This is a genomic window from Planotetraspora phitsanulokensis, from assembly GCF_016863295.1.
GTDB classification, from domain to species: Bacteria; Actinomycetota; Actinomycetes; order Streptosporangiales; family Streptosporangiaceae; genus Planotetraspora; species Planotetraspora phitsanulokensis.
This window is the reverse complement of sequence record NZ_BOOP01000001.1, coordinates 507,074-525,793: the sequence shown is the minus strand read 5'-3', so window position 1 is coordinate 525,793 and position 18,720 is coordinate 507,074. Positions and strand designations below refer to the sequence as shown.

Genomic DNA, 18,720 nt, shown 5'->3' with positions numbered 1-18,720 from the left:
AGCACGCACATGACTGGCGCTCCCCCGTCAACCGACCGCACCGGGCGGCGGATTCCCCGGCAGGCCGGTTTCTGGCTGGTGGGCGGGACCCTGCTGGCCTTCATGGCGGCCTCGAGCACACCCTCCCCGCTGTATGTGGTCTACCAGCAGCGATGGCACTTTTCGGCCGCCGTGCTGACCGCCGTGTTCGCCGTCTACGTCCTGGCCCTGTTGATCGCGTTGCTGACCGTCGGGGGGATCTCCGACCATGTCGGCCGGCGGCCCGTCCTGGCCGTCGCCCTGCTGGCCGAGGCGGTCGCCATGGTCGTTTTCATGGCCGCCGACGGAGTAGGGCTCCTGTTGCTGGCGCGGATCCTGCAGGGCCTCGCGACGGGCGCCGCGGCCGGCGCCATCAGCGCCGCCGTGGTGGACCTGCAGCGCAGTCCACGCCAGGGCGCGCTGACGAACAGCGTGGCGCCCACCGTGGGCCTGGCCGTAGGAGCGCTGGGGGCCGGGCTGCTGCTGCAGTACGCTCCCGCGCCGACGACCCTGCCGTTCGCCCTTCTCGCGGTGGTCTTCGTGATCCTGGCCGCCGGTGTGGCGTTCCTGCCGGAGACGGTCTCGCGGCGCCCGGGAGCCCTCTCGTCGCTGCGCCCGCGCGCGTCCGTGCCGCCCCGGGCCCGGCGGGCGTTCCTCGCCGCCGTCCCCTGCCTCGTGGCGACCTGGGCGATGGGCGGGCTCTACCTGTCCCTCGGCGGTTCGGTGACGGCGAGCGTCCTGCACGTCTCCAACCACCTGGTCGGCGGCCTCGTGGTCACCACCCTGACCGGTGCCGGAGCCGTCGCCTCCCTGGTGGTCCGCGACATGGATCCGCGGCGCGTGATGATCGCGGGATCGGTCTCGCTGGCCGTCGGAACGGCGCTGGCCCTGACGGCGATGGCCGTGGAGTCGGCACCGCTGTTCTTCGTCGGTACGGCCGTCGCAGGCAGCGGCTTCGGCGCCGCCTTCCTCGGCGCGTTCCGCTCGCTCGCGCAGCTCGCCGAGCCCGCGGAGCGGGCGGAACTGTTCGCCTCCATCTACGTGGTGAGCTACCTGGCGTTCAGCGTGCCCGCCGTCCTGGCCGGGCTGGCCGTCCCGTCGGTCGGGCTGCACACCACGGCCACCGCATACGGCGCCCTGGTCCTGGTTCTGGCACTGCTGGCCGTGGTCGCCGGAGCGGTCTCGCGGAGGCAGGGCCAGGACGCCTCAGACGCCCCGGCGACGTCCCCTCGCACCCCGGCGGAGGTTGTCCGCACCCCCGAGACCGTCCGGGGCCCCGAAACGGTCCGTACTCCTTGATCCTGCTGCTGTGACCCTTCTGCTTGGCCTGCCGCGCTCGTGACCCCGCCGGGCACCCGTAACCGTCCGCGGGCCGTCTCCCCCGGCCTCACCCGGAGGGGACGGTCAGGCAGGCGGGACGGGTCAGGCGAGACCGGGCAAGACCCCTTGGGCGCGGCCCGCCAGGCGGGACCGGCACGGCCCGCTCATGCACGGCCCGTCAGGCGGGGTGCGGGGTCACTTGACGCCGGCCTCGCGCATGTCGCGGACTTCGCGCTTCAGCTCCTTGATCTCGTCGCGAAGCCGGGCCGCCACCTCGAACTGGAGGTCGGCGGCGGCCGCGTGCATCTGCTCGGTGAGCGACTCGACCAGCGACTCCAGCTGGGCCCGGGGCATCTCTCCCGCGATGGCCTTCGCGTGCTGGCCGGCCCCACGAGAGGCCAGGCCGGGAACCGGGGCCTTGCCGCGCGACTGCTGCCGCCCGCCCCCACCGAGCAGCTGGGCGGTGTCCTCGTCCTCCCGAGCCAGACTGTCGAGAATGTCGGCGATCTTCTTGCGGAGAGGCTGGGGGTCGATGCCGTTCGCCTCGTTGTAGGCCACCTGCTTGGCCCGCCGCCGGTTGGTCTCGTCGATCGCCCGTTCCATACTCGGCGTGATCTTGTCGGCGTACATGTGCACCTGGCCGGAGACGTTTCGCGCGGCCCGGCCGATGGTCTGGATCAGCGACGTCTCGGAGCGGAGGAAACCCTCCTTGTCCGCGTCGAGGATCGCGACCAGCGACACCTCGGGCAGGTCCAGGCCCTCACGCAGCAGGTTGATGCCGACCAGCACGTCGAACTCGCCCATCCGCAGCTCACGCAGCAGCTCGATGCGGCGCAGGGTGTCGACCTCACTGTGCAGGTAGCGGACGCGGATGCCGTTCTCGAGGAGGTAGTCGGTCAGGTCCTCCGCCATCTTCTTGGTCAGCGTCGTGACGAGGACCCGCTCGTCGCGCTCCGCCCGGGCCCTGATCTCCTCCATGAGGTCGTCGATCTGGCCCTTCGTCGGCTTGACCACGACCTCGGGGTCGATCAGGCCGGTCGGACGGATGACCTGCTCGACGACGTCGCCCTTGCTCCGCCCGAGCTCGTAGGGGCCGGGGGTTGCCGACAGGTAGACGGTCTGGCCGATGCGCTCCAGGAACTCCTCCCACTTCAGCGGGCGGTTGTCCATGGCGGACGGCAGGCGGAACCCGTGCTCGACCAGGGTCCGCTTGCGCGAGGCGTCCCCCTCGTACATCGCGCCGATCTGCGGGACCGTCTGGTGCGACTCGTCGAGGACGAGCAGGAAGTCCTCCGGGAAGAAGTCGAGCAGCGTGTGCGGCGCGGAGCCGGCCTCGCGGCCGTCGATGTGCCGCGAGTAGTTCTCGATGCCGGCGCACGTGCCGATCTGGCGCATCATCTCGATGTCGTAGGTCGTCCGCATGCGCAGCCGCTGCGCCTCGAGCAGCTTGCCCTGCCGCTCCAGCTCGGCGAGCCGGTCCACGAGCTCGGCCTCGATGCCGGTGATCGCCCGCTCCATCCGCTCCGGCCCCGCGACGTAGTGGGTCGCGGGGAAGATGTGCAGCTCGGTGTCCTCGCTGACGATCTCGCCGGTCAGGGGGTGGAGCGTGGACAGCTTCTCGATCTCGTCGCCGAACATCTCGATCCGTACGGCGAGCTCCTGGTAGACGGGGATGACCTCGATGGTGTCGCCGCGCACCCTGAAGGTGCCGCGGGTGAAGGCCACGTCGTTGCGCGCGTACTGCATGTCGACGAGCTTGCGCAGGAGCCGGTCGCGCTCGATCACCTGGCCGACCTTGAGGCCGACCATGCGGTCCACGTACTCCTGCGGAGTGCCGAGGCCGTAGATGCACGAGACGGAGGCGACCACGACGACGTCGCGGCGGGTCACGAGCGACTCCGTCGCCGAGTGACGCAGCCGCTCGACCTCCTCGTTGATCGAGGAGTCCTTCTCGATGTAGGTGTCGCTCTGCGGGACGTACGCCTCAGGCTGGTAGTAGTCGTAGTACGACACGAAATACTCCACCGCGTTGTTGGGGAGCATCTCGCGCAACTCATTCGCGAACTGGGCCGCCAGGGTCTTGTTCGGCTGCATGACCAGCGTCGGGCGCTGGAGCCGCTCGATCAGCCAGGCCACCGACGCCGTCTTGCCGGTGCCCGTGGCGCCCAGCAGGACGTTGTCCTTGTCCCCGCCACTTACCCGGCGCTCCAGCTCGGCGATCGCGGTCGGCTGGTCCCCGGAGGGGGTCATGCCGGTGACGACCTCGAAAGGCGCCACGCTCCGCTGCAGGTCCGTGACAGGTCTCATCGGCCGATCTCCACTCTTCGCTTGCCGCGGGGCGACCATCCGTCGGCGGCGACTCCGCTCGCCGCGCCGGCCCCACACCTCCATAACCTACGCGCGGGCACCGACAATTCCGGTGCGGATCCCCCTGCCCGCGTCAGGCGGACAGGAGCGACGCCGTGGCCTGGTCGGTGGGCAGGAAGGCCTCGAGCTTCAGCTCGGCGAGCGTGACGTCCACGGCTGTGGCGAAAGTGGTGACCGTGGTCATCAGCCGGAGCTCGCCGCGCGGGGACCGCAGGTGCAACGGTACGGCGAACCCCAGGTGGTCCGGTGACGGCGGCACCTCGGGGACGTACGTCTCCAGCTCGGCGTGCAGCGCCGCGATCCGGCCCGCGGGGTCGTGCGGGGCCGCCTGGTGGAGCCGTTCGAGGATGTGGCGGGCCCAGTCGGGAAAGTTCATGATCCGGGGAGCCAGGCCGTCCGGATGCAGCGCCAGGCGGTAGGCGTTGGTCCCCGGCCCGACGAGCTCGGGCGCGGCTCCCTCGGTGATCAGCCCGAACGCCTCGTTGGCCGCGACGAGATCGCCGTACCTGTCGACCACGATGGCCGGGTAGGGCTCGTGACCGGCCAGGATGTGCCCCAGCGCGGCCCGCACGGGCGCCAGGGCGGGGGCGTCGAGGGAGGTCTCCGGGTAGGCGGGCGCGTATCCGGCGGCCAGCAGCAGCTCGTTGCGCTCCCGCAGGGGCAGTTCCAGCGACTCGGCCAGCCGCACGACCATGGCCCTGCCCGGAGCCGACCGGCCGCTCTCGATGAAGCTGAGGTGCCGCTGGGTCGTCCCCGCCCGCAGGGCGAGGTCGAGCTGGCTCAGCCGGCGCCCGTTACGCCGCTCCCGCAGCGCCTGAGGAAAGTCCACCCGGTCAGTTGTAGCCCCCGCCCCCGCGGTCTGGCCATTCCCCCCGGGGAATCGGGGCGCTCCGGCCTTCAGGACCACGGTGGCCGGTTCGGCGTGCTCCCGCCCACGGGGACGGCTCACGCCGTGAGCAGCAACGCGGTCACCGCGGCGGCGACGCCAGTGACGGCGAGGCCCGCGCCGGTGAGGATGAACTTGCCCACAGGGACGCGCACGTCCCAGCGGCGGCACCATTCGAACCACAGCAGGGTCGCCAGGGAGCCCCACGGTGTCGCCACCGCCCCCAGGTTGACACCGATCAGCAGCGACAACAGGGGCACATGGTGCCCTGCTGGGATGACCTGCTCCCCCGCGACGTACGCCGGGAGGTTGTTCACCACGTTGGACAACCCGGCGCCGGCGGCGGCCGCGCGGAAGGCCCCGTCACCGGCGCCGTCCTGCCCGATGATCGTGCTCATCACGGATTCGAGGCCGAACCTGCCGAGCGTGGGCACCACGAGGAACAATCCGGTGACGAACACGAGCAGCCGCCAGGGGATGAGACCCCAGCCGAGCCTCTTTCGGTCGCGCCGGACGAAGGCCACGACGACGGCGACCGCGGCGACCAGCGCGGCCGCCTCGATCGGCGCCCCCGCCAGGATGGCGCCGGCGAAGACCACACAGGCCGCGGCGGCGACGGCGAACAGCGTCCGGTCGGCGATCGCAGGAGCCGGAGGCGGCACGTAGCGGTCGTCTCCGCGTTCCCCCCGCCGCCAGTAGAAGATCCACAGGAACGCCATCGTGACCGATACGGCCGCCAGGGCCGGCGCCCACATGCGGGCGGCGAACTCCCGCGTGCCGGACGCCACCCGGCTCACCGCGAGGAGATTGGTGAGGTTGGAGACCGGCAGCAGCAGGCTCGCGGTGTTGGCGAGCCACACCGTCGTCATCGCGAGCGGCATCGGCGCGATCTCGGCTCGGGGCGCGAGCGCCAGCATGACGGGGGTGAGCAGCACAGCCGTGGTATCAAGATTCAGAAATATCGTCACCAAAGATGCAAAAGCCGTACAAAGCACGAAAAGTACGGCGTAGCTGCCGCGGCCGACGATGGCGAGCCGGGTGGCGACGACGTCGAAGACCTGGGCCTCCTTCGTCAGCTCCGCGAGCACGACGACCCCGCACAGGAAGAGCAGAAGCGGCGCGATTCGGTCGACGCTCTCCCGCGCCGCCGCGGCCGGAAGCAGCCCCGTGACCACGAACAACAGGCCCAGCGCGAGCAGCCCCACGCTGATCCAGTCGAGTACGCCCAGCCGCCGCAACCTCACCGGCGCCATCTTCCCCAAGGGCGGGCGATGACACTGTGGCCCGCGTCACCCGGGGGTCATCTGGACTGGAGACCGGCCCACACCTCGGCGACGCGGTCGTCGAGGGCGTCCAGAGTGCCCTCGTTCTCGATCACGATGTCCGCGACCTTCAAGCGGTCCTCGCGGGAGGCCTGAGCCGCGAGCCGCGCTCGCGCCTCGGATTCGCTCATGTCGCGGAACTTACGCAAACGCTCGAGGCGGATCTCGTCGGAGGCGTCCACGACGATCACCACGTCGTAGAGGCCCGCGAGATTGTTCTCGGCCAGCAGCGGGACGTCGTAGACCACGATCGCGTCGTCGGGCGCCGTCTGCTGGAGCTCCTGCATCCGGGCGCCCACCTTGGGATGGACGATCCCGTTGAGGATCTTCAACTTCGCGGCGTCCCCGAAGACGATCGAGCCGAGCCTTTCCCGGTCGAGCGTGCCGTCCGCGCGCAGGATGTCCTCGCCGAAGGCCTCGACGATCTCGGCGAGGCCGGGGGTTCCCGGCTCCACCACCTCACGCGCGATCTTGTCGGCGTCGATGACCACCGCGCCCACGGCCGCGAGCCTCTTGGAGACCTCGCTCTTTCCCGAACCTATGCCGCCCGTCAGGCCAACCTTCAGCACGCCCGAAGCCTACCGACAGGGGCCTCAGACGTCGCGCCGGAGGTGCACCAGGGTCAGGTGGTCCTGGACGCGCTCCCTGTGCGTCTCGCGGTAGCCGAGACGGCGATACAGCCGCGTGTTCCCGCCGGACAGGTGGCCGGTGAACAGGTCGAAGGCGGTGGCGTCCGGCACGGCGTCGTGGAGCGCGGACAGCAGGCCGCCCCCGATCCCCTCGCCCTGGCGGTCTGGGACGACGACGAGGCGGCCCACGAGACAGGTGGCGCCGTTGAGCCTGCCCCGGACCGACCCGACGATCCGCCCGCCCGCCGTCGCCTTCAGCACGACCCCGGTCCCGATGAACTCACGGACCTGCTCGGCGGTCTCGACCAGAGGCCCGATGAACGGGTCTCCGTACAACTGGGCCTCGGTCACGTAGGCGGCCCGCTGGACGGTGAGGATCTCCCCCGCGTCGTCGGGGAGGGCGCGCGTGATGTCCACCACGCCGCACACCCTATCGGCGGTCCGGAGTCCCGGCCGCGCCGTCGTCCGCTCCGGGGCCAGGCCGCCCGGACGGCTCAGGACACGAGGGCGGGACACGAGGCCCGGACATGAGGCCCGGACATGAGGCCCGGACATGAGGCCCGGACATGAGGCCCGGACATGAGGAAGGCCCCGCCGAAGCGGGGCCTTGCCTGCGTTCACTTCAGGTGCGGTCAGCTCTGGCCGCCGGCCAGCTTCTCGCGAAGGGCGGCGAGCGCCTCGTCGGACGCCAGCGCGCCACCGGTCGCCGGAGCCTGGCTGGCGGTCTCGCCGCTGTAGGAGGACGGCGCGGCCTCGCTGGCCTCCGCCTCCTCGGCGCGAGCCTTCTCGACCTGCGTCTTGTGCGCCTCGAAGCGGGCCTGAGCCTCGGCGTACTGCCGCTCCCACTCCTCACGCTGCTTGTCGAAGCCCTCGAGCCACTCGCCGGTCTCGGCGTCGAAGCCCTCGGGGTAGATGTAGTTGCCCTGGTCGTCGTAGGTCGCCGCCATGCCGTACAGCGTGGGGTCGAACTCGACGTCGGCGCCGATCGCGCCCTCGTTCGCCTGCTTCAGCGACAGGGAGATGCGACGACGGTCCAGGTCGATGTCGATGATCTTGACGAAGATCTCGTCGCCGACCTGCACGACCTGCTCCGGGATCTCCACGTGACGCTCGGCCAGCTCGGAGATGTGGACCAGGCCCTCGATGCCCTCCTCGACCCGGACGAACGCGCCGAACGGCACCAGCTTGGTGACCCGGCCTGGAACGACCTGGCCGATCTGGTGGGTGCGGGCGAACTGCTGCCAGGGGTCCTCCTGCGTCGCCTTGAGCGACAGCGAGACCCGCTCGCGCTCCATGTCGACGTCGAGGACCTCGACCGTGACCTCCTGGCCGACCTCGACGACCTCGGAGGGGTGGTCGATGTGCTTCCAGGACAGCTCGGAGACGTGGACCAGACCGTCGACTCCGCCGAGGTCCACGAAGGCGCCGAAGTTGACGATCGAGGAGACGACGCCCTTGCGGACCTGACCCTTCTGCAGGGTGTTGAGGAACGTCTGACGCACCTCGGACTGGGTCTGCTCGAGCCAGGCGCGGCGGGACAGGACCACGTTGTTGCGGTTCTTGTCCAGCTCGATGATCTTCGCCTCGAGCTCGCGGCCGACGTACGGCTGCAGGTCGCGGACGCGGCGCATCTCGACCAGGGAGGCCGGCAGGAAGCCGCGGAGGCCGATGTCGAGGATGAGACCACCCTTGACGACCTCGATGACCGTGCCGGTGACGATGCCGTCCTCGTCCTTGATCTTCTCGATCGTGCCCCAGGCCCGCTCGTACTGAGCGCGCTTCTTGGACAGGATCAGACGGCCTTCCTTGTCCTCCTTCTGGAGAACCAGGGCCTCGACGTGCTCCCCGACCGCGACGACCTCAGCGGGGTCGACGTCGTGCTTGATGGAGAGTTCACGCGAGGGGATGACACCCTCGGTCTTGTAGCCGATGTCGAGCAAGACCTCGTCTCGATCGACCTTGACGACGGTGCCTTCAACGATGTCTCCGTCGTTGAAGTACTTGATGGTCTCGTCGATCGCGGCGAGGAAGGCCTCCTCGGAACCGATGTCGTTGACCGCTACCTGCGGGGTGTTCGAGGTGGCCTCAGTGCTGCTCGTCATGTGTGGAGTTGCTCCGAACCGGACAGATGTCGTTGTGACGGAAGCGCGGCGGGCCTGTTTTCGGTCATCGGAGGCACCTGGCGAAGCATCGGATGATCGAGCGCGAGCCGCTCCGTACGAGACGCGCGCGAGCCCACAACGCAGCGATCAGCATATGAGACGTGGCGTGCTGGGTCAATCCGATACAAGCCTGAACACGCTAGTACGCGATGACGTTTTTGGCCCTGCTTGGAGTGATTTTACCCCTGAGTTTCTTCGGGACCGCGATGTGGGCGGGATCGCCGTCCGACGTGTACCGCTCCCCCGGCCTCTTGTCCAGCCAATCGAGCCAGTACTGCGTGCAGTAGACGGGGCATCCCGTCTTCTTCTCGTTCGACTGCACCCGCGGGATCGCGTTGCGATCGAACCCTTTCGCGTAGGGCGAAACGGTCGGCCGGGCAGACGCCAGAAAAACTCCGTCAAAATGGTACTTCGTTCCGTCCCAAGCCCCTTCGCGGGCCACGCCCCGCTTCTTCGGAGCCGAGCCGTACGGCAGGGCGAACGTGGAGGACGACGGAACGCCGATCTCCTTGAGCAGCCGCTCCTGCTTGACGATCTGCTCCGACACCTTCTTGGCCTTCAGCCGGTGCAGGTCGGGGTGGGTGTAGGTGTGATTGGCGACCTCGAACCCGTGCCCGACGAGCCATGCGACCGCCCGCTTCTCCTGGGCCCTGTCCTTGATCCCGAACGGGTTCCGGTTGACCCAGAAGGTGGCGACGGGGCGGAAGCCCGGATGCTTCTTGGCGACCTCGTAGATGATCTCGACCGCCGTGTTCTTCTTGGGGTTCCCATGGGCGTCGAGGGCGAAGTGGCTGGGGCTCCCGTCGTCGAACGTGAGCACGACGGGGTGCATCCCGGCCGGGACGTTGAACTTGCCCGACACGAGCTCCGCGGCCGTGATCGGCATGTACTTCTCCCGGACCAGCCGCTCCAGCTCGGCCCGCAGTTGCTTGGGGGTCCGGTCGATGGACGCCCGCCGCTTGGCCATCAGCCGGTGGTACATGATCACCGGGATCATGCCCGCCTCGTTGGCCTTCACCTTCCGTGCGGACTCGGCGGCCGCCGGCTGGGCGGCCTGACGGCTCGCGGACGGCGACGGGGCGGGGGTGATCCGGGTTCTGCCCTCCGGCGCCGCGCCGTGGTCGGACGAGGGCAGGAGCGCCACGACGACCAGGCCGACGGCGACCACGGCCACGTTGGCGAGAACACCGGCTCGGGCAACACTCCGCACAGTCATTTGACCTTAGTGCCGCCCTCCGCCCGAGATGGCCTGTGTTGCAATTTTTGTGTGGATTGGAGCCTGCGAGCGTGCGGCCGGCACGGTCACGTCACGTACGCGCCCGATGACCCGGCGCTGTGCGGCCGTCTCCGCGCGGACACCGCCATGGGCGAGGCCTGGCGGTGCCTCCGATGCGGCGACTTCGTCGTCGGCGAGGTCCACGGCTCCGGGCCTGCCGGAGCCGCGCCGATCGTACTGCGCGGCAGGGCTCTGCGTGACGCCACGATACTCCGGCTGATCGCCATGTTCCGGTGGGTGAAAGGCGTGCTCGTCCTCGGCGCGGCGTACGGGGTGTGGCGGTTCCGGGCCGACCACGACGCCGTCAACCGGGCCTTCAAGGAGAGCCTGCCGCTGCTCCAGCCGCTGGCCGACCGGCTGGGCTGGAACCTCGACCAGTCCGGCGTGGTCCACACGGTCAGGACCGTCCTGGCGGCAACGACGACGACGCTGACCTGGATCATGCTCGCCCTGATCGCCCTGGGCACGTTGTGGATGATCGAGGGCCTCGGCCTGTGGCTGCTGAAGCGCTGGGGCGAGTACTTCTCCGTGATCGCGACCTCGTCGTTCATCCCCGTGGAGGTCCACGAGCTGGTGGGGAAGGTCACTCCGACACGCCTGATCATCCTGTTGATCAACATCGCGGTCGTCCTCTACATCGCGTTGAGCAAGCGATTGTTCGGACTGCGAGGCGGTCGGGCCGCGCACGAGGAGGAGCGGCGTGAGGCGAGCATCCTCGAGGTCGAGGCGGCGGCCGTGCGCCGGACGGCCGCCGGTGGAGCGTCGGATGGGGACGGGAGAACCGCGGGCCCACCCGGCGCCTACGGGCGTGCCGGGACGTCGCCCTCGCCCGCCGGACAGCCACCGGCCACGCCCGGGCAGGCACCGGGCACACCACCCGGGCAACCCTCACCCTCCCGGCAACCGCCGGGCACGCCGCGTGGACAACCCCCGAATGCCGGGGACGAGCCGTCCGGCCCCCTCGGCGGGAGACGGCGCGGGCTCCCTCAGTGACCGGCGTCCTCCCAGGTCGAGCCGACGCCGACGGAGACGCTGAGCGGCACCCGCAGGGAGTAGGCGGCGCTCATCTGCTCCCGCACCATCGCGGTGAGCTCGTCGAGCTCTCCCGGGGCCACCTCGAACACCAGCTCGTCGTGGACCTGCAGGAGCATCCGCGAACGCATGCCCTCGATCGCCCGCTGCACGTTGAGCATCGCGACCTTGATGATGTCGGCGGCCGAGCCCTGGATGGGGGCGTTGAGCGCCATCCGCTCGGCCATCTCCCTGCGCTGCCTGTTGTCGCTGGTCAGGTCGGGCAGGTAGCGGCGGCGGCCGAGGATCGTCTCGGTGTAGCCGTCCGTGCGCGCCTGGGCGACGATCGCCTCGAGGTAGTCGCGGACGCCGCCGAACTCCTCGAAGTACTCGTCCTTGAGCGCCCTCGCCTCGGCGACGGGGATGTTGAGCTGCCCCGACAACCCGAAGTCGGACAGGCCGTACGCCAGGCCGTAGTTCATCGCCTTGATCCGCGCCCGCAGCTCGCCGTCCACCTGCTCCGGCGGGATGTCGAAGACCCGGGCGGCGGTCGCCTGGTGGAAGTCGTGGCCCGACTCGAACGCGGCGATCAGCGACGCGTCCTCCGACAGGTGAGCCATGATCCGCAGCTCGATCTGGCTGTAGTCGGCCGTCAGCAGCGTCTCGTACCCCTCCCCCACGACGAAGCCCTTGCGGATGCGCCGGCCCTCGGCGGTGCGGATGGGGATGTTCTGCAGGTTGGGCTTCTCGCTGGACAGGCGCCCCGTCGCGGCGACGATCTGGTTGAACGTGGTGTGGATCCGCCCGTCGTCGGCGATCTCCTTGATCAGGCCCTCGACCGTGGTCCGCAGCTTGGTCTGGTCGCGGTGCCTCAGCAGGATCGTCGGCAGCTCGTGCTCGGTCTGCCCGGCGAGCCAGGCCAGCGCGTCGGCGTCGGTCGTGTAACCGGTCTTGATCCGCTTGGTCTTGGGCAGGCCGAGCCGTACGAACAGGATCTCCTGGAGCTGCTTGGGCGAGCCGAGGTTGAACTGCTCCCCCACCGCGTCGTGGGCCGCCTCGACGGCCTGCTTCACCGCGGCGCCGAACTCGGCCTCCAGCGCGGCGAAGTACTGCCGGTCGGCCGCGATGCCGGCCCGCTCCACCTCGGCGAGGACGCGGACGAGCGGCAGCTCGACCTCGGTGACCAGGCGCGTGCCGCCGCGCTTGGACAGGTGGTCCTCCAGCGACTCGGCCAGGTCGCGGACGCCCTGGGCCCGCAGCGCCAGGTCCTTGGCCGCGCCGGCGTCGGCGTCCTCGAACAGGGAGCCCTGGCCGTTGGGCGCGGACTCGGCCCGCAGCTCCCTGTGCAGGTAGCGCAGGACGAGGTCGTCGAGCGGGAACGAGCGCTGCCCCGGCATCGCGAGGTAGGCGGCGAGGGCGGTGTCGCACGTGAGCCCCCGCAGGTCGAACCCGAGCTCCCACAGGGCCAGCAGCGGCCCCTTCGCGTCGTGCACGGCCTTGGGCTTCGACTCGTCGGCCAGCCAGGCGCCGAGCGCCGCCTCGTCCTCCGGGGTCAGCCTCGTGGGGTCGACGTAGGCCGCGCCCGACTCGGCGGCGATGGCGATGCCCTCCAGCCGCCCGGTGCCGCTGCCGTACGCGCCTTCGAAGGCGAGGCCGGCCCTGCCCTCGGCGAGCGCGCCGAGCCATCCGGCGACCTGGCCGGGCTCGAGCACGGTGACCTCGAGCTCGAAGCCCTCCTCCACCTCGGGCTCGGACGTGCCGAGGGTCTTGAAGAGCCGCTCACGCAGCTCCCCGCGAATCTGCAGCGAGTCGAGCAGCTTGTTGATCTCCTCGCGGTCCCACTGGCCCATCTGGAGGTCGCCCGCCTCGACGCCGATCTCCACGTCGCGCCTCAGCTCGGTCAGCATCCGGTTGTGGATGACCTGGCCGAGGTGCTCACGCAGCTTGTCGCCGACCTTGCCCTTGACCTCGTCGGCCCGCCTGACCAGCTCGTCCAGCGAGCCGTACTCCGAGATCCACTTGGTGGCGGTCTTCTCGCCAACGCTGGGGATGCTCGGCAGGTTGTCGCTCGGGTCGCCGCGCAGCGCGGCGAAGTCGGGATACTGCGCCGGCGTGAGGCCGTACTTCTCGATGACGGCGGCCGGGGTGAACCGGGTCATGTCGCTGATGCCGCGGCGCGTCATCAGCACTGTGACGTCGTCGCTGACGAGCTGGAGCGCGTCGCGGTCGCCGGTGACGATCAGGACGTCCATCCCCTGGCCGGCCGCCTGGGTGGCGAGGGTGGCGATCAGGTCGTCGGCCTCGAAACCGGCCTGCCACAGCCGTGGGATCCGCAGCGTGTCGAGCAGCTCGAAGATCAGCTGGACCTGCCCGCGGAAGTCCTCCGGGGTCTCGCTCCTGTTCGCCTTGTAGCCCTCGAACGCCTCGTGCCGGAAGGTGGGCTCACTGCGGTCGAAACAGACGACGATGTGACTCGGCTGCTCGTCGCGGAGAATGTTGGCCAGCATCGAGGTGAAGCCGTAGACCGCCTCCGTGTGCTGCCCGTCGGTCGTCATGAGATTGGCGTCCTTGAGGGCGTAGAACGCACGGTAGGCAAGAGAATGGCCGTCCAGCAGCAGCAGGCGGGGACGGCTGGGGGTCGCTTCACTCTTCGGCACAACCGCAGCCTAGTCTCCGTCTACGACATGAATCCCGGGCTCTTCCCACAGGAGGGATCCCTTTGACCTTGACCAACCCCGACGAGTTCCTCGCAGCCGTGAACGAGGCCGGCAAAAGCCACCTGCCGGCGCGCATGGGCATCGAGATCCTCGAGGCGAGCCCGGAGCGGGTCGTCGGCCGCATGCCCGTCGCGGGCAACACCCAGCCGTACGGCCTGCTGCACGGCGGCGCCTCGGTCGTGCTCGCCGAGACGCTGGGGTCCACGGGAGCCGCCCTGCACGCCGGCGAGGGCAGGATCGCGGTGGGCATCGAGATCAACGCCACGCATCACCGCTCGGCCACCTCCGGGCACGTGACCGGGGTCGCCACCCGGACGCACGGCGGGCGCACCCTCGCGACGTACGAGATCGAGATCACCGACGAGCAGGGCCGGCGGATCTGCACCTCGCGCCTCACCTGCATGCTTCGCGACGCCTGAAATCCGCACGGGTCGGCGACACGCCGACGGCACACTGACATATCGCCGCAAAACGGATGAGCTTACGACTCTCTTTGCACGCGGCCCTCTCCGGTCGCTACCGTTGTGGCCCCTGAGCCCGTGGAAGACCGAGTAGACAACGTGCAGAGCCGGGGAAGCTCTGCACGGTCCCAAAGGTCAGCCACGGGCTCACTGTTTTTTCCGCAGCCGTTCAATAGAGGATCTCTCTGGCAAATCGGTTCTGACCTGGGAAGCCATTCTCACGCGAGTGACACACCATGGTCACCGATTGGTGACGAACAACCCCGAACCGGGCGACTCGGGCTTATGCTCCGCCACAACGTCGTCGACCCGAGGCGATTGTTGCGTGTTCGGAATGGAGGGGCGACCCCCCCGCCATGACCCAAATAGAGGGAGCACCATTGCGCAGAGCCGTGATCGCGTTCACGGCCTTCCTGGGCGGACTCGTTCTTCTCCTCGCCTCCCCCGCATGGGCGGAAGGGGAGGCGCTGAAGGGCACACTCCAAAACCAAGGCCAGCCGGTGAACGGCGTCAAGATCAGCGTGGTGGCCGAGGACGGCAGCCCTGTCGCCGCGGTCACCACAGGGGCCGACGGCACGTGGGAGGTCCCCGTCCCGAAGGCCGGTAAGTTCAAGGTCACCCTCGACCAGACGACGCTTCCCTCGGGGGTCGCGCTCAAGTTCAAGGACAAGGGCACGCTCGACGTCCAGGTGTACGAGGGGAACCAGCGCAACGTGCTGTTCGCCCTCGCACCCGCCGGACAGCAGGGCAGCGGGAACACCTCTGGCGAAACGTCCTCCTCGTTCTGGGACCGTGTCGCCCAGCTGACCTTCGAGGGCTTCAACCTCGGCCTCATCATCGCGCTCGCGGCGATGGGCCTGTCCCTCGTCTTCGGCACCACCGGCCTGACGAACTTCGCGCACGGTGAGTTGCTCACCCTGGGCGCCATGGCGGCCTACCTGTTCAACGCCACCCTCGGCGTCCCGCTCATCCTGGCCGCGGTGATCGCGGTCGCGATCGGCGGCGGCCTCGGCTATCTGCAGGATCGCTTCTTCTGGGGACAGCTGCGCAAACGCGGCAGCAGCCTCGTCGCGATGATGATCATCTCGATCGGCCTCGCCCTGTTCCTGCGCTACGTCTTCCTGTTCTTCTTCGGCGGGGAGAGCAGGCCCTTCGCCGACTACAACGCCCAGCCGGGCGTCCAGGTCGGACCGATCTCGGCTGCGCCCAAGAACTTCATCGCGATGGCCATCGAGCTCGCCGTCCTGGTGATCGTCGGCCTGGCCCTGCTCAAGACCCGCACCGGCAAGGCGGCCCGCGCGGTCGCCGACAACCCCGCGCTCGCCGCGTCCTCCGGCATCAACGTCGAGCGCGTCATCCGGATCATCTGGACCGTCGGCGGCGCCGTCGCCGCACTCGCGGGCGTCATGCTGGGCCTCGCCCAGAACATCAACTTCCAGATGGGCTTCCAGATCCTGCTGCTCGTCTTCGCGGGCGTCACCCTCGGCGGCCTCGGCACCGCGTTCGGCGCACTCGTCGGCTCGCTCGTCGTCGGCCTGTTCATCCAGCTGTCCACCCTCGTGGTGCCGACGGAGCTGAAGACCGTCGGCGCGCTGCTGGTGCTCATCCTCGTCATGCTCTTCAGGCCGCAGGGCATCCTCGGCCGCCGCGAGCGCATCGGCTGATCGGAGACCACACGTGGACTGGAACACCATCTTCGTGACCACGGTCAAGGCCTCGATCGGCCTGGAGACCGTCGTCTACGCGCTCGCCGCGATCGGCGTCAACATCCAGTTCGGCTACGCCGGACTGCTCAACTTCGGCCAGGCGGCCTTCCTCGGCGTCGCCGCGTACGGCCTGGCCGTCATCGTCTCGACGTTCGGCCTGTCGTTCTGGCTCGGCATCGCCGTTGGTCTCGCGGCCACGGTGGTCCTCGCCTTCCTCCTGGGCATCCCCACCCTCCGGCTGCGGGCCGACTACCTCGCCATCGTGACCATCGCGGCGGCGGAGATCGTCCGGCTCGTCTTCCGGTCGGTGGCGTTCAAGGACGTCTTCGGCGGCTCCGACGGGCGGCAGAACTTCTCCGGCGACTTCTACGCCATGAACCCCTTCGCCCCCGGGACGTACGGCATCGGCCCGATCTCGTTCAACGAGCGGACCACCTGGGTCCTGACGGTCGGCTGGGTCCTGATCGCGCTGTCCTGCGCGCTCGTCTACCTGCTGATGAAGAGCCCGTGGGGCCGCGTGCTGAAGGCCATCAGGGAAGACGAGGACGCCGTGCGCAGCCTCGGCAAGAACGTCTTCTCCTACAAGATGCAGGCGCTCGTCCTCGGCGGCGTCATCGGCTGCCTCGGCGGCTTCATCTTCGGCCTGGGTCAGGCGTCCATCCAGCCCGACCTGTTCGGCACCGAGTTCACGTTCTACGCGTACACGATCGTGATCCTCGGCGGCGCGGCACGGGTCTTCAGCCCCGTGGTCGGCGCGGCGATCTTCTGGGTGCTGCTGGTCTTCGTCGGCAACACGCTGAGCGAGGCCGTCGGCGCCGGAGTCTTCGGCACGGCGGTCACCGTCACCCAGGTCGGTTCGGTGCGCTTCATCCTGGTCGGCCTCGGCCTGATGCTCCTGCTCATCTTCCGGCCCCAGGGCATCTTCGGCGACAAGAGGGAGATGGCGCTCGATGCACGCTGACACCACCGTGACCAGCAAGAAGGCCGCCGCTCTCGCGGCCTTCGAGGGAATCGAAACCGAGCCGGGCGTCCCCAAGCCCGACCCCATCCTCGTCGTCGAGAAGGTCGTACGGAGGTTCGGCGGCCTGACCGCGGTGGACGTCGACCACGTCGAGATCCAGCGTGGCTCGATCACCGCGCTCATCGGGCCGAACGGAGCGGGGAAGACCACGTTCTTCAACCAGCTCACCGGGTTCGACACCGCGGACGAGGGCTCCTGGTCCTTCAACGGCAAGCAGCTGAAGGGCGTACCCGCCCACCGGGTGGCCCGCAGCGGCATGGTGCGCACCTTCCAGCTCACCAAGGCCCTGTCCAAGCTGACCGTCATGGAGAACATGCGGCTCGGGGCGCAGAACCAGCGCGGGGAGAACTTCTTCCGCGCCCTGATCCCCGGCAGCTGGCGGGGCCAGGAAGACGAGATCACCGAGCGCGCCGAGGAGCTCCTCGAGCGGTTCAAGCTCGCGGCCAAGCGGGACGACTTCGCCGGCTCCCTGTCGGGCGGCCAGCGCAAGCTCCTGGAGATGGCCCGGGCCCTCATGGTCGGCCCCGAGCTCGTCATGCTCGACGAGCCCATGGCCGGCGTGAACCCGGCGCTGACCCAGTCCCTGCTCGGCCACGTCAAGGACCTGCGCGAGGAGGGCATGACCGTGCTCTTCGTCGAGCACGACATGGACATGGTCCGCGACATCAGCGACTGGGTCATCGTCATGGCACAGGGCGCGGTCATCGCCGAGGGCCCGCCGGACACGATCATGTCCGACAGCCGGGTCATCGACGCCTACCTCGGCGCCCACCACGACGCGCCGATGTCGGCCGAGGAGGCCGAGGAGCAGCTGCAGGAGGCCGAGGCCGAGCTCGAGGCCGAGATCGAGGAGAAGGCATGACCGAGCCAGAGCCGAACGCCGAGCGCGCCGAGGCCGGCGACGAGGCGGTAGCCGTACCGGCCGCGAGGGCCGCGGAGCAGGACGCCCCGGAGACCGAGGACGCCGCGCAGGTCGCCGGCTCCTCGGCCGTCACCGACCGCTCCGACCACCTCGCCGGGGCGGAGGACGCCGTGTTGCGCGCCGACGAGCTGTACGCGGGCTACATCCCCGGCGTGAACATCCTCAACGGGGCCGACCTGTACGTGAAGAAGGGCGAGCTCATCGGCATCATCGGCCCCAACGGAGCCGGGAAGTCGACGCTGCTCAAGTCGCTGTTCGGGCTGGTGAACGTGCGCACGGGCACGGTCACGCTGAACGGCGAGGACATCACCAACCTCAAGGCCCACTCGCTCGTCGCCAGGGGCGTGGGATACGTCCCGCAGACCAACAACGTGTTCCCCAGCCTCACCATCGAGGAGAACCTGGAGATGGGCGCCTTCCAGGTGCCCGGCAAGTTCAAGGAACGCTTCGAGTTCGTCTGCGAGATCTTCCCCGCGCTCAAGGAGCGGCGCAAGCAGCGGGCCGGCTCACTGTCCGGCGGCGAGCGCCAGATGGTCGCCATGGGCCGCGCGCTCATGACCGAGCCGTCGGTCCTGCTGCTCGACGAGCCGTCGGCCGGCCTGTCGCCCAAGCTGCAGGACCTGGTCTTCATCCAGGCCCAGCAGATCAACAAGGCCGGCGTGACGATCATCATGGTGGAGCAGAACGCACGCCGCTGCCTGCAGATCTGCCACCGGGGTTACGTCCTCGACCAGGGCCGCAACGCCTACATGGCCAGCGGTCGCGAGCTCATCAACGACCCCAAGGTCATCCAGCTCTACCTCGGCACGCTGGCGCGCGCCTAGGTGTCACGAAGGGCCCCGGGCGGTTCGCCGCCCGGGGCCCTTCGCGTTGTCCGGGTACGGCACGGCCAGCCGGCTACC

General features: G+C 69.4%; 15 protein-coding genes. 7 read left to right on the top strand and 8 right to left on the bottom strand.

Annotated elements, in window-relative coordinates:
- Nucleotides 1–9: 9 nt before the first annotated feature.
- Nucleotides 10–1,317, top strand: a complete 1,308-nt coding sequence (locus tag Pph01_RS02415; protein WP_204071196.1) for an MFS transporter — start codon at nt 10–12, stop codon at nt 1,315–1,317.
- Nucleotides 1,318–1,533: 216 nt separating this feature from the next.
- On the opposite strand, the gene uvrB is transcribed toward Pph01_RS02415, so the two are convergent.
- The 7 genes from uvrB to Pph01_RS02380 form a co-directional block, all read right to left on the bottom strand.
- The gene (gene uvrB / locus Pph01_RS02410) at nt 1,534–3,645 is read right to left on the bottom strand and encodes an excinuclease ABC subunit UvrB (protein ID WP_204071195.1); all 2,112 of its coding nucleotides are present in this window, start codon (nt 3,643–3,645) and stop codon (nt 1,534–1,536) included.
- 133 nt (nt 3,646–3,778) lie between these two features.
- Entirely contained in the window at nt 3,779–4,534 is a 756-nt protein-coding gene (locus Pph01_RS02405) for a helix-turn-helix domain-containing protein (RefSeq protein ID WP_239116363.1), read from the bottom strand.
- 116 nt (nt 4,535–4,650) lie between these two features.
- Nucleotides 4,651–5,835: an ArsB/NhaD family transporter gene (locus Pph01_RS02400; protein ID WP_373315613.1), complete on the bottom strand. Its 1,185-nt coding sequence runs from the start codon at nt 5,833–5,835 to the stop codon at nt 4,651–4,653.
- A gap of 56 nt (nt 5,836–5,891) precedes the next feature.
- Nucleotides 5,892–6,482: a dephospho-CoA kinase gene (coaE, locus tag Pph01_RS02395; RefSeq protein ID WP_204071192.1), complete on the bottom strand. Its 591-nt coding sequence runs from the start codon at nt 6,480–6,482 to the stop codon at nt 5,892–5,894.
- Between the two features lie 24 nt (nt 6,483–6,506).
- Nucleotides 6,507–6,962, bottom strand: coding sequence for a GNAT family N-acetyltransferase (locus Pph01_RS02390; protein WP_239116362.1), 456 nt, complete (start codon nt 6,960–6,962; stop codon nt 6,507–6,509).
- A gap of 212 nt (nt 6,963–7,174) precedes the next feature.
- The gene (gene rpsA, locus Pph01_RS02385) at nt 7,175–8,644 is read right to left on the bottom strand and encodes a 30S ribosomal protein S1 (RefSeq protein WP_204071190.1); all 1,470 of its coding nucleotides are present in this window, start codon (nt 8,642–8,644) and stop codon (nt 7,175–7,177) included.
- A 199-nt stretch (nt 8,645–8,843) separates the two neighbouring features.
- Entirely contained in the window at nt 8,844–9,920 is a 1,077-nt protein-coding gene (locus Pph01_RS02380; protein WP_204071189.1) for a polysaccharide deacetylase family protein, read from the bottom strand.
- Between the two features lie 51 nt (nt 9,921–9,971).
- On the opposite strand from Pph01_RS02380, the gene Pph01_RS02375 reads away from it, so the two are divergent.
- Nucleotides 9,972–10,973: a DUF2127 domain-containing protein gene (locus tag Pph01_RS02375; RefSeq protein ID WP_204071188.1), complete on the top strand. Its 1,002-nt coding sequence runs from the start codon at nt 9,972–9,974 to the stop codon at nt 10,971–10,973.
- On the opposite strand, the gene polA is transcribed toward Pph01_RS02375, so the two are convergent.
- Nucleotides 10,967–13,648, bottom strand: a complete 2,682-nt coding sequence (gene polA / locus Pph01_RS02370; protein ID WP_204071187.1) for a DNA polymerase I — start codon at nt 13,646–13,648, stop codon at nt 10,967–10,969. The genes Pph01_RS02375 and polA overlap by 7 nt on opposite strands.
- Nucleotides 13,649–13,782: 134 nt before the next feature.
- Between polA and Pph01_RS02365 the strand changes: the two genes are divergently transcribed.
- From Pph01_RS02365 to Pph01_RS02345, 5 genes are all read left to right on the top strand, one after another.
- Nucleotides 13,783–14,127: a PaaI family thioesterase gene (locus tag Pph01_RS02365; protein ID WP_204071308.1), complete on the top strand. Its 345-nt coding sequence runs from the start codon at nt 13,783–13,785 to the stop codon at nt 14,125–14,127.
- A gap of 422 nt (nt 14,128–14,549) precedes the next feature.
- Nucleotides 14,550–15,833, top strand: a complete 1,284-nt coding sequence (locus tag Pph01_RS02360; RefSeq protein WP_239116361.1) for a branched-chain amino acid ABC transporter permease — start codon at nt 14,550–14,552, stop codon at nt 15,831–15,833.
- A 13-nt stretch (nt 15,834–15,846) separates the two neighbouring features.
- A complete protein-coding gene (locus Pph01_RS02355; RefSeq protein WP_204071186.1) occupies nt 15,847–16,836 on the top strand; it encodes a branched-chain amino acid ABC transporter permease in 990 nt (329 codons plus the stop codon).
- Nucleotides 16,826–17,758: an ABC transporter ATP-binding protein gene (locus Pph01_RS02350; RefSeq protein WP_204071185.1), complete on the top strand. Its 933-nt coding sequence runs from the start codon at nt 16,826–16,828 to the stop codon at nt 17,756–17,758. Before Pph01_RS02355 ends, Pph01_RS02350 begins: the two co-directional genes overlap by 11 nt.
- Nucleotides 17,755–18,642, top strand: a complete 888-nt coding sequence (locus Pph01_RS02345) for an ABC transporter ATP-binding protein (RefSeq protein ID WP_204071184.1) — start codon at nt 17,755–17,757, stop codon at nt 18,640–18,642. Before Pph01_RS02350 ends, Pph01_RS02345 begins: the two co-directional genes overlap by 4 nt.
- The last annotated feature ends 78 nt before the right edge of the window (nt 18,643–18,720 follow it).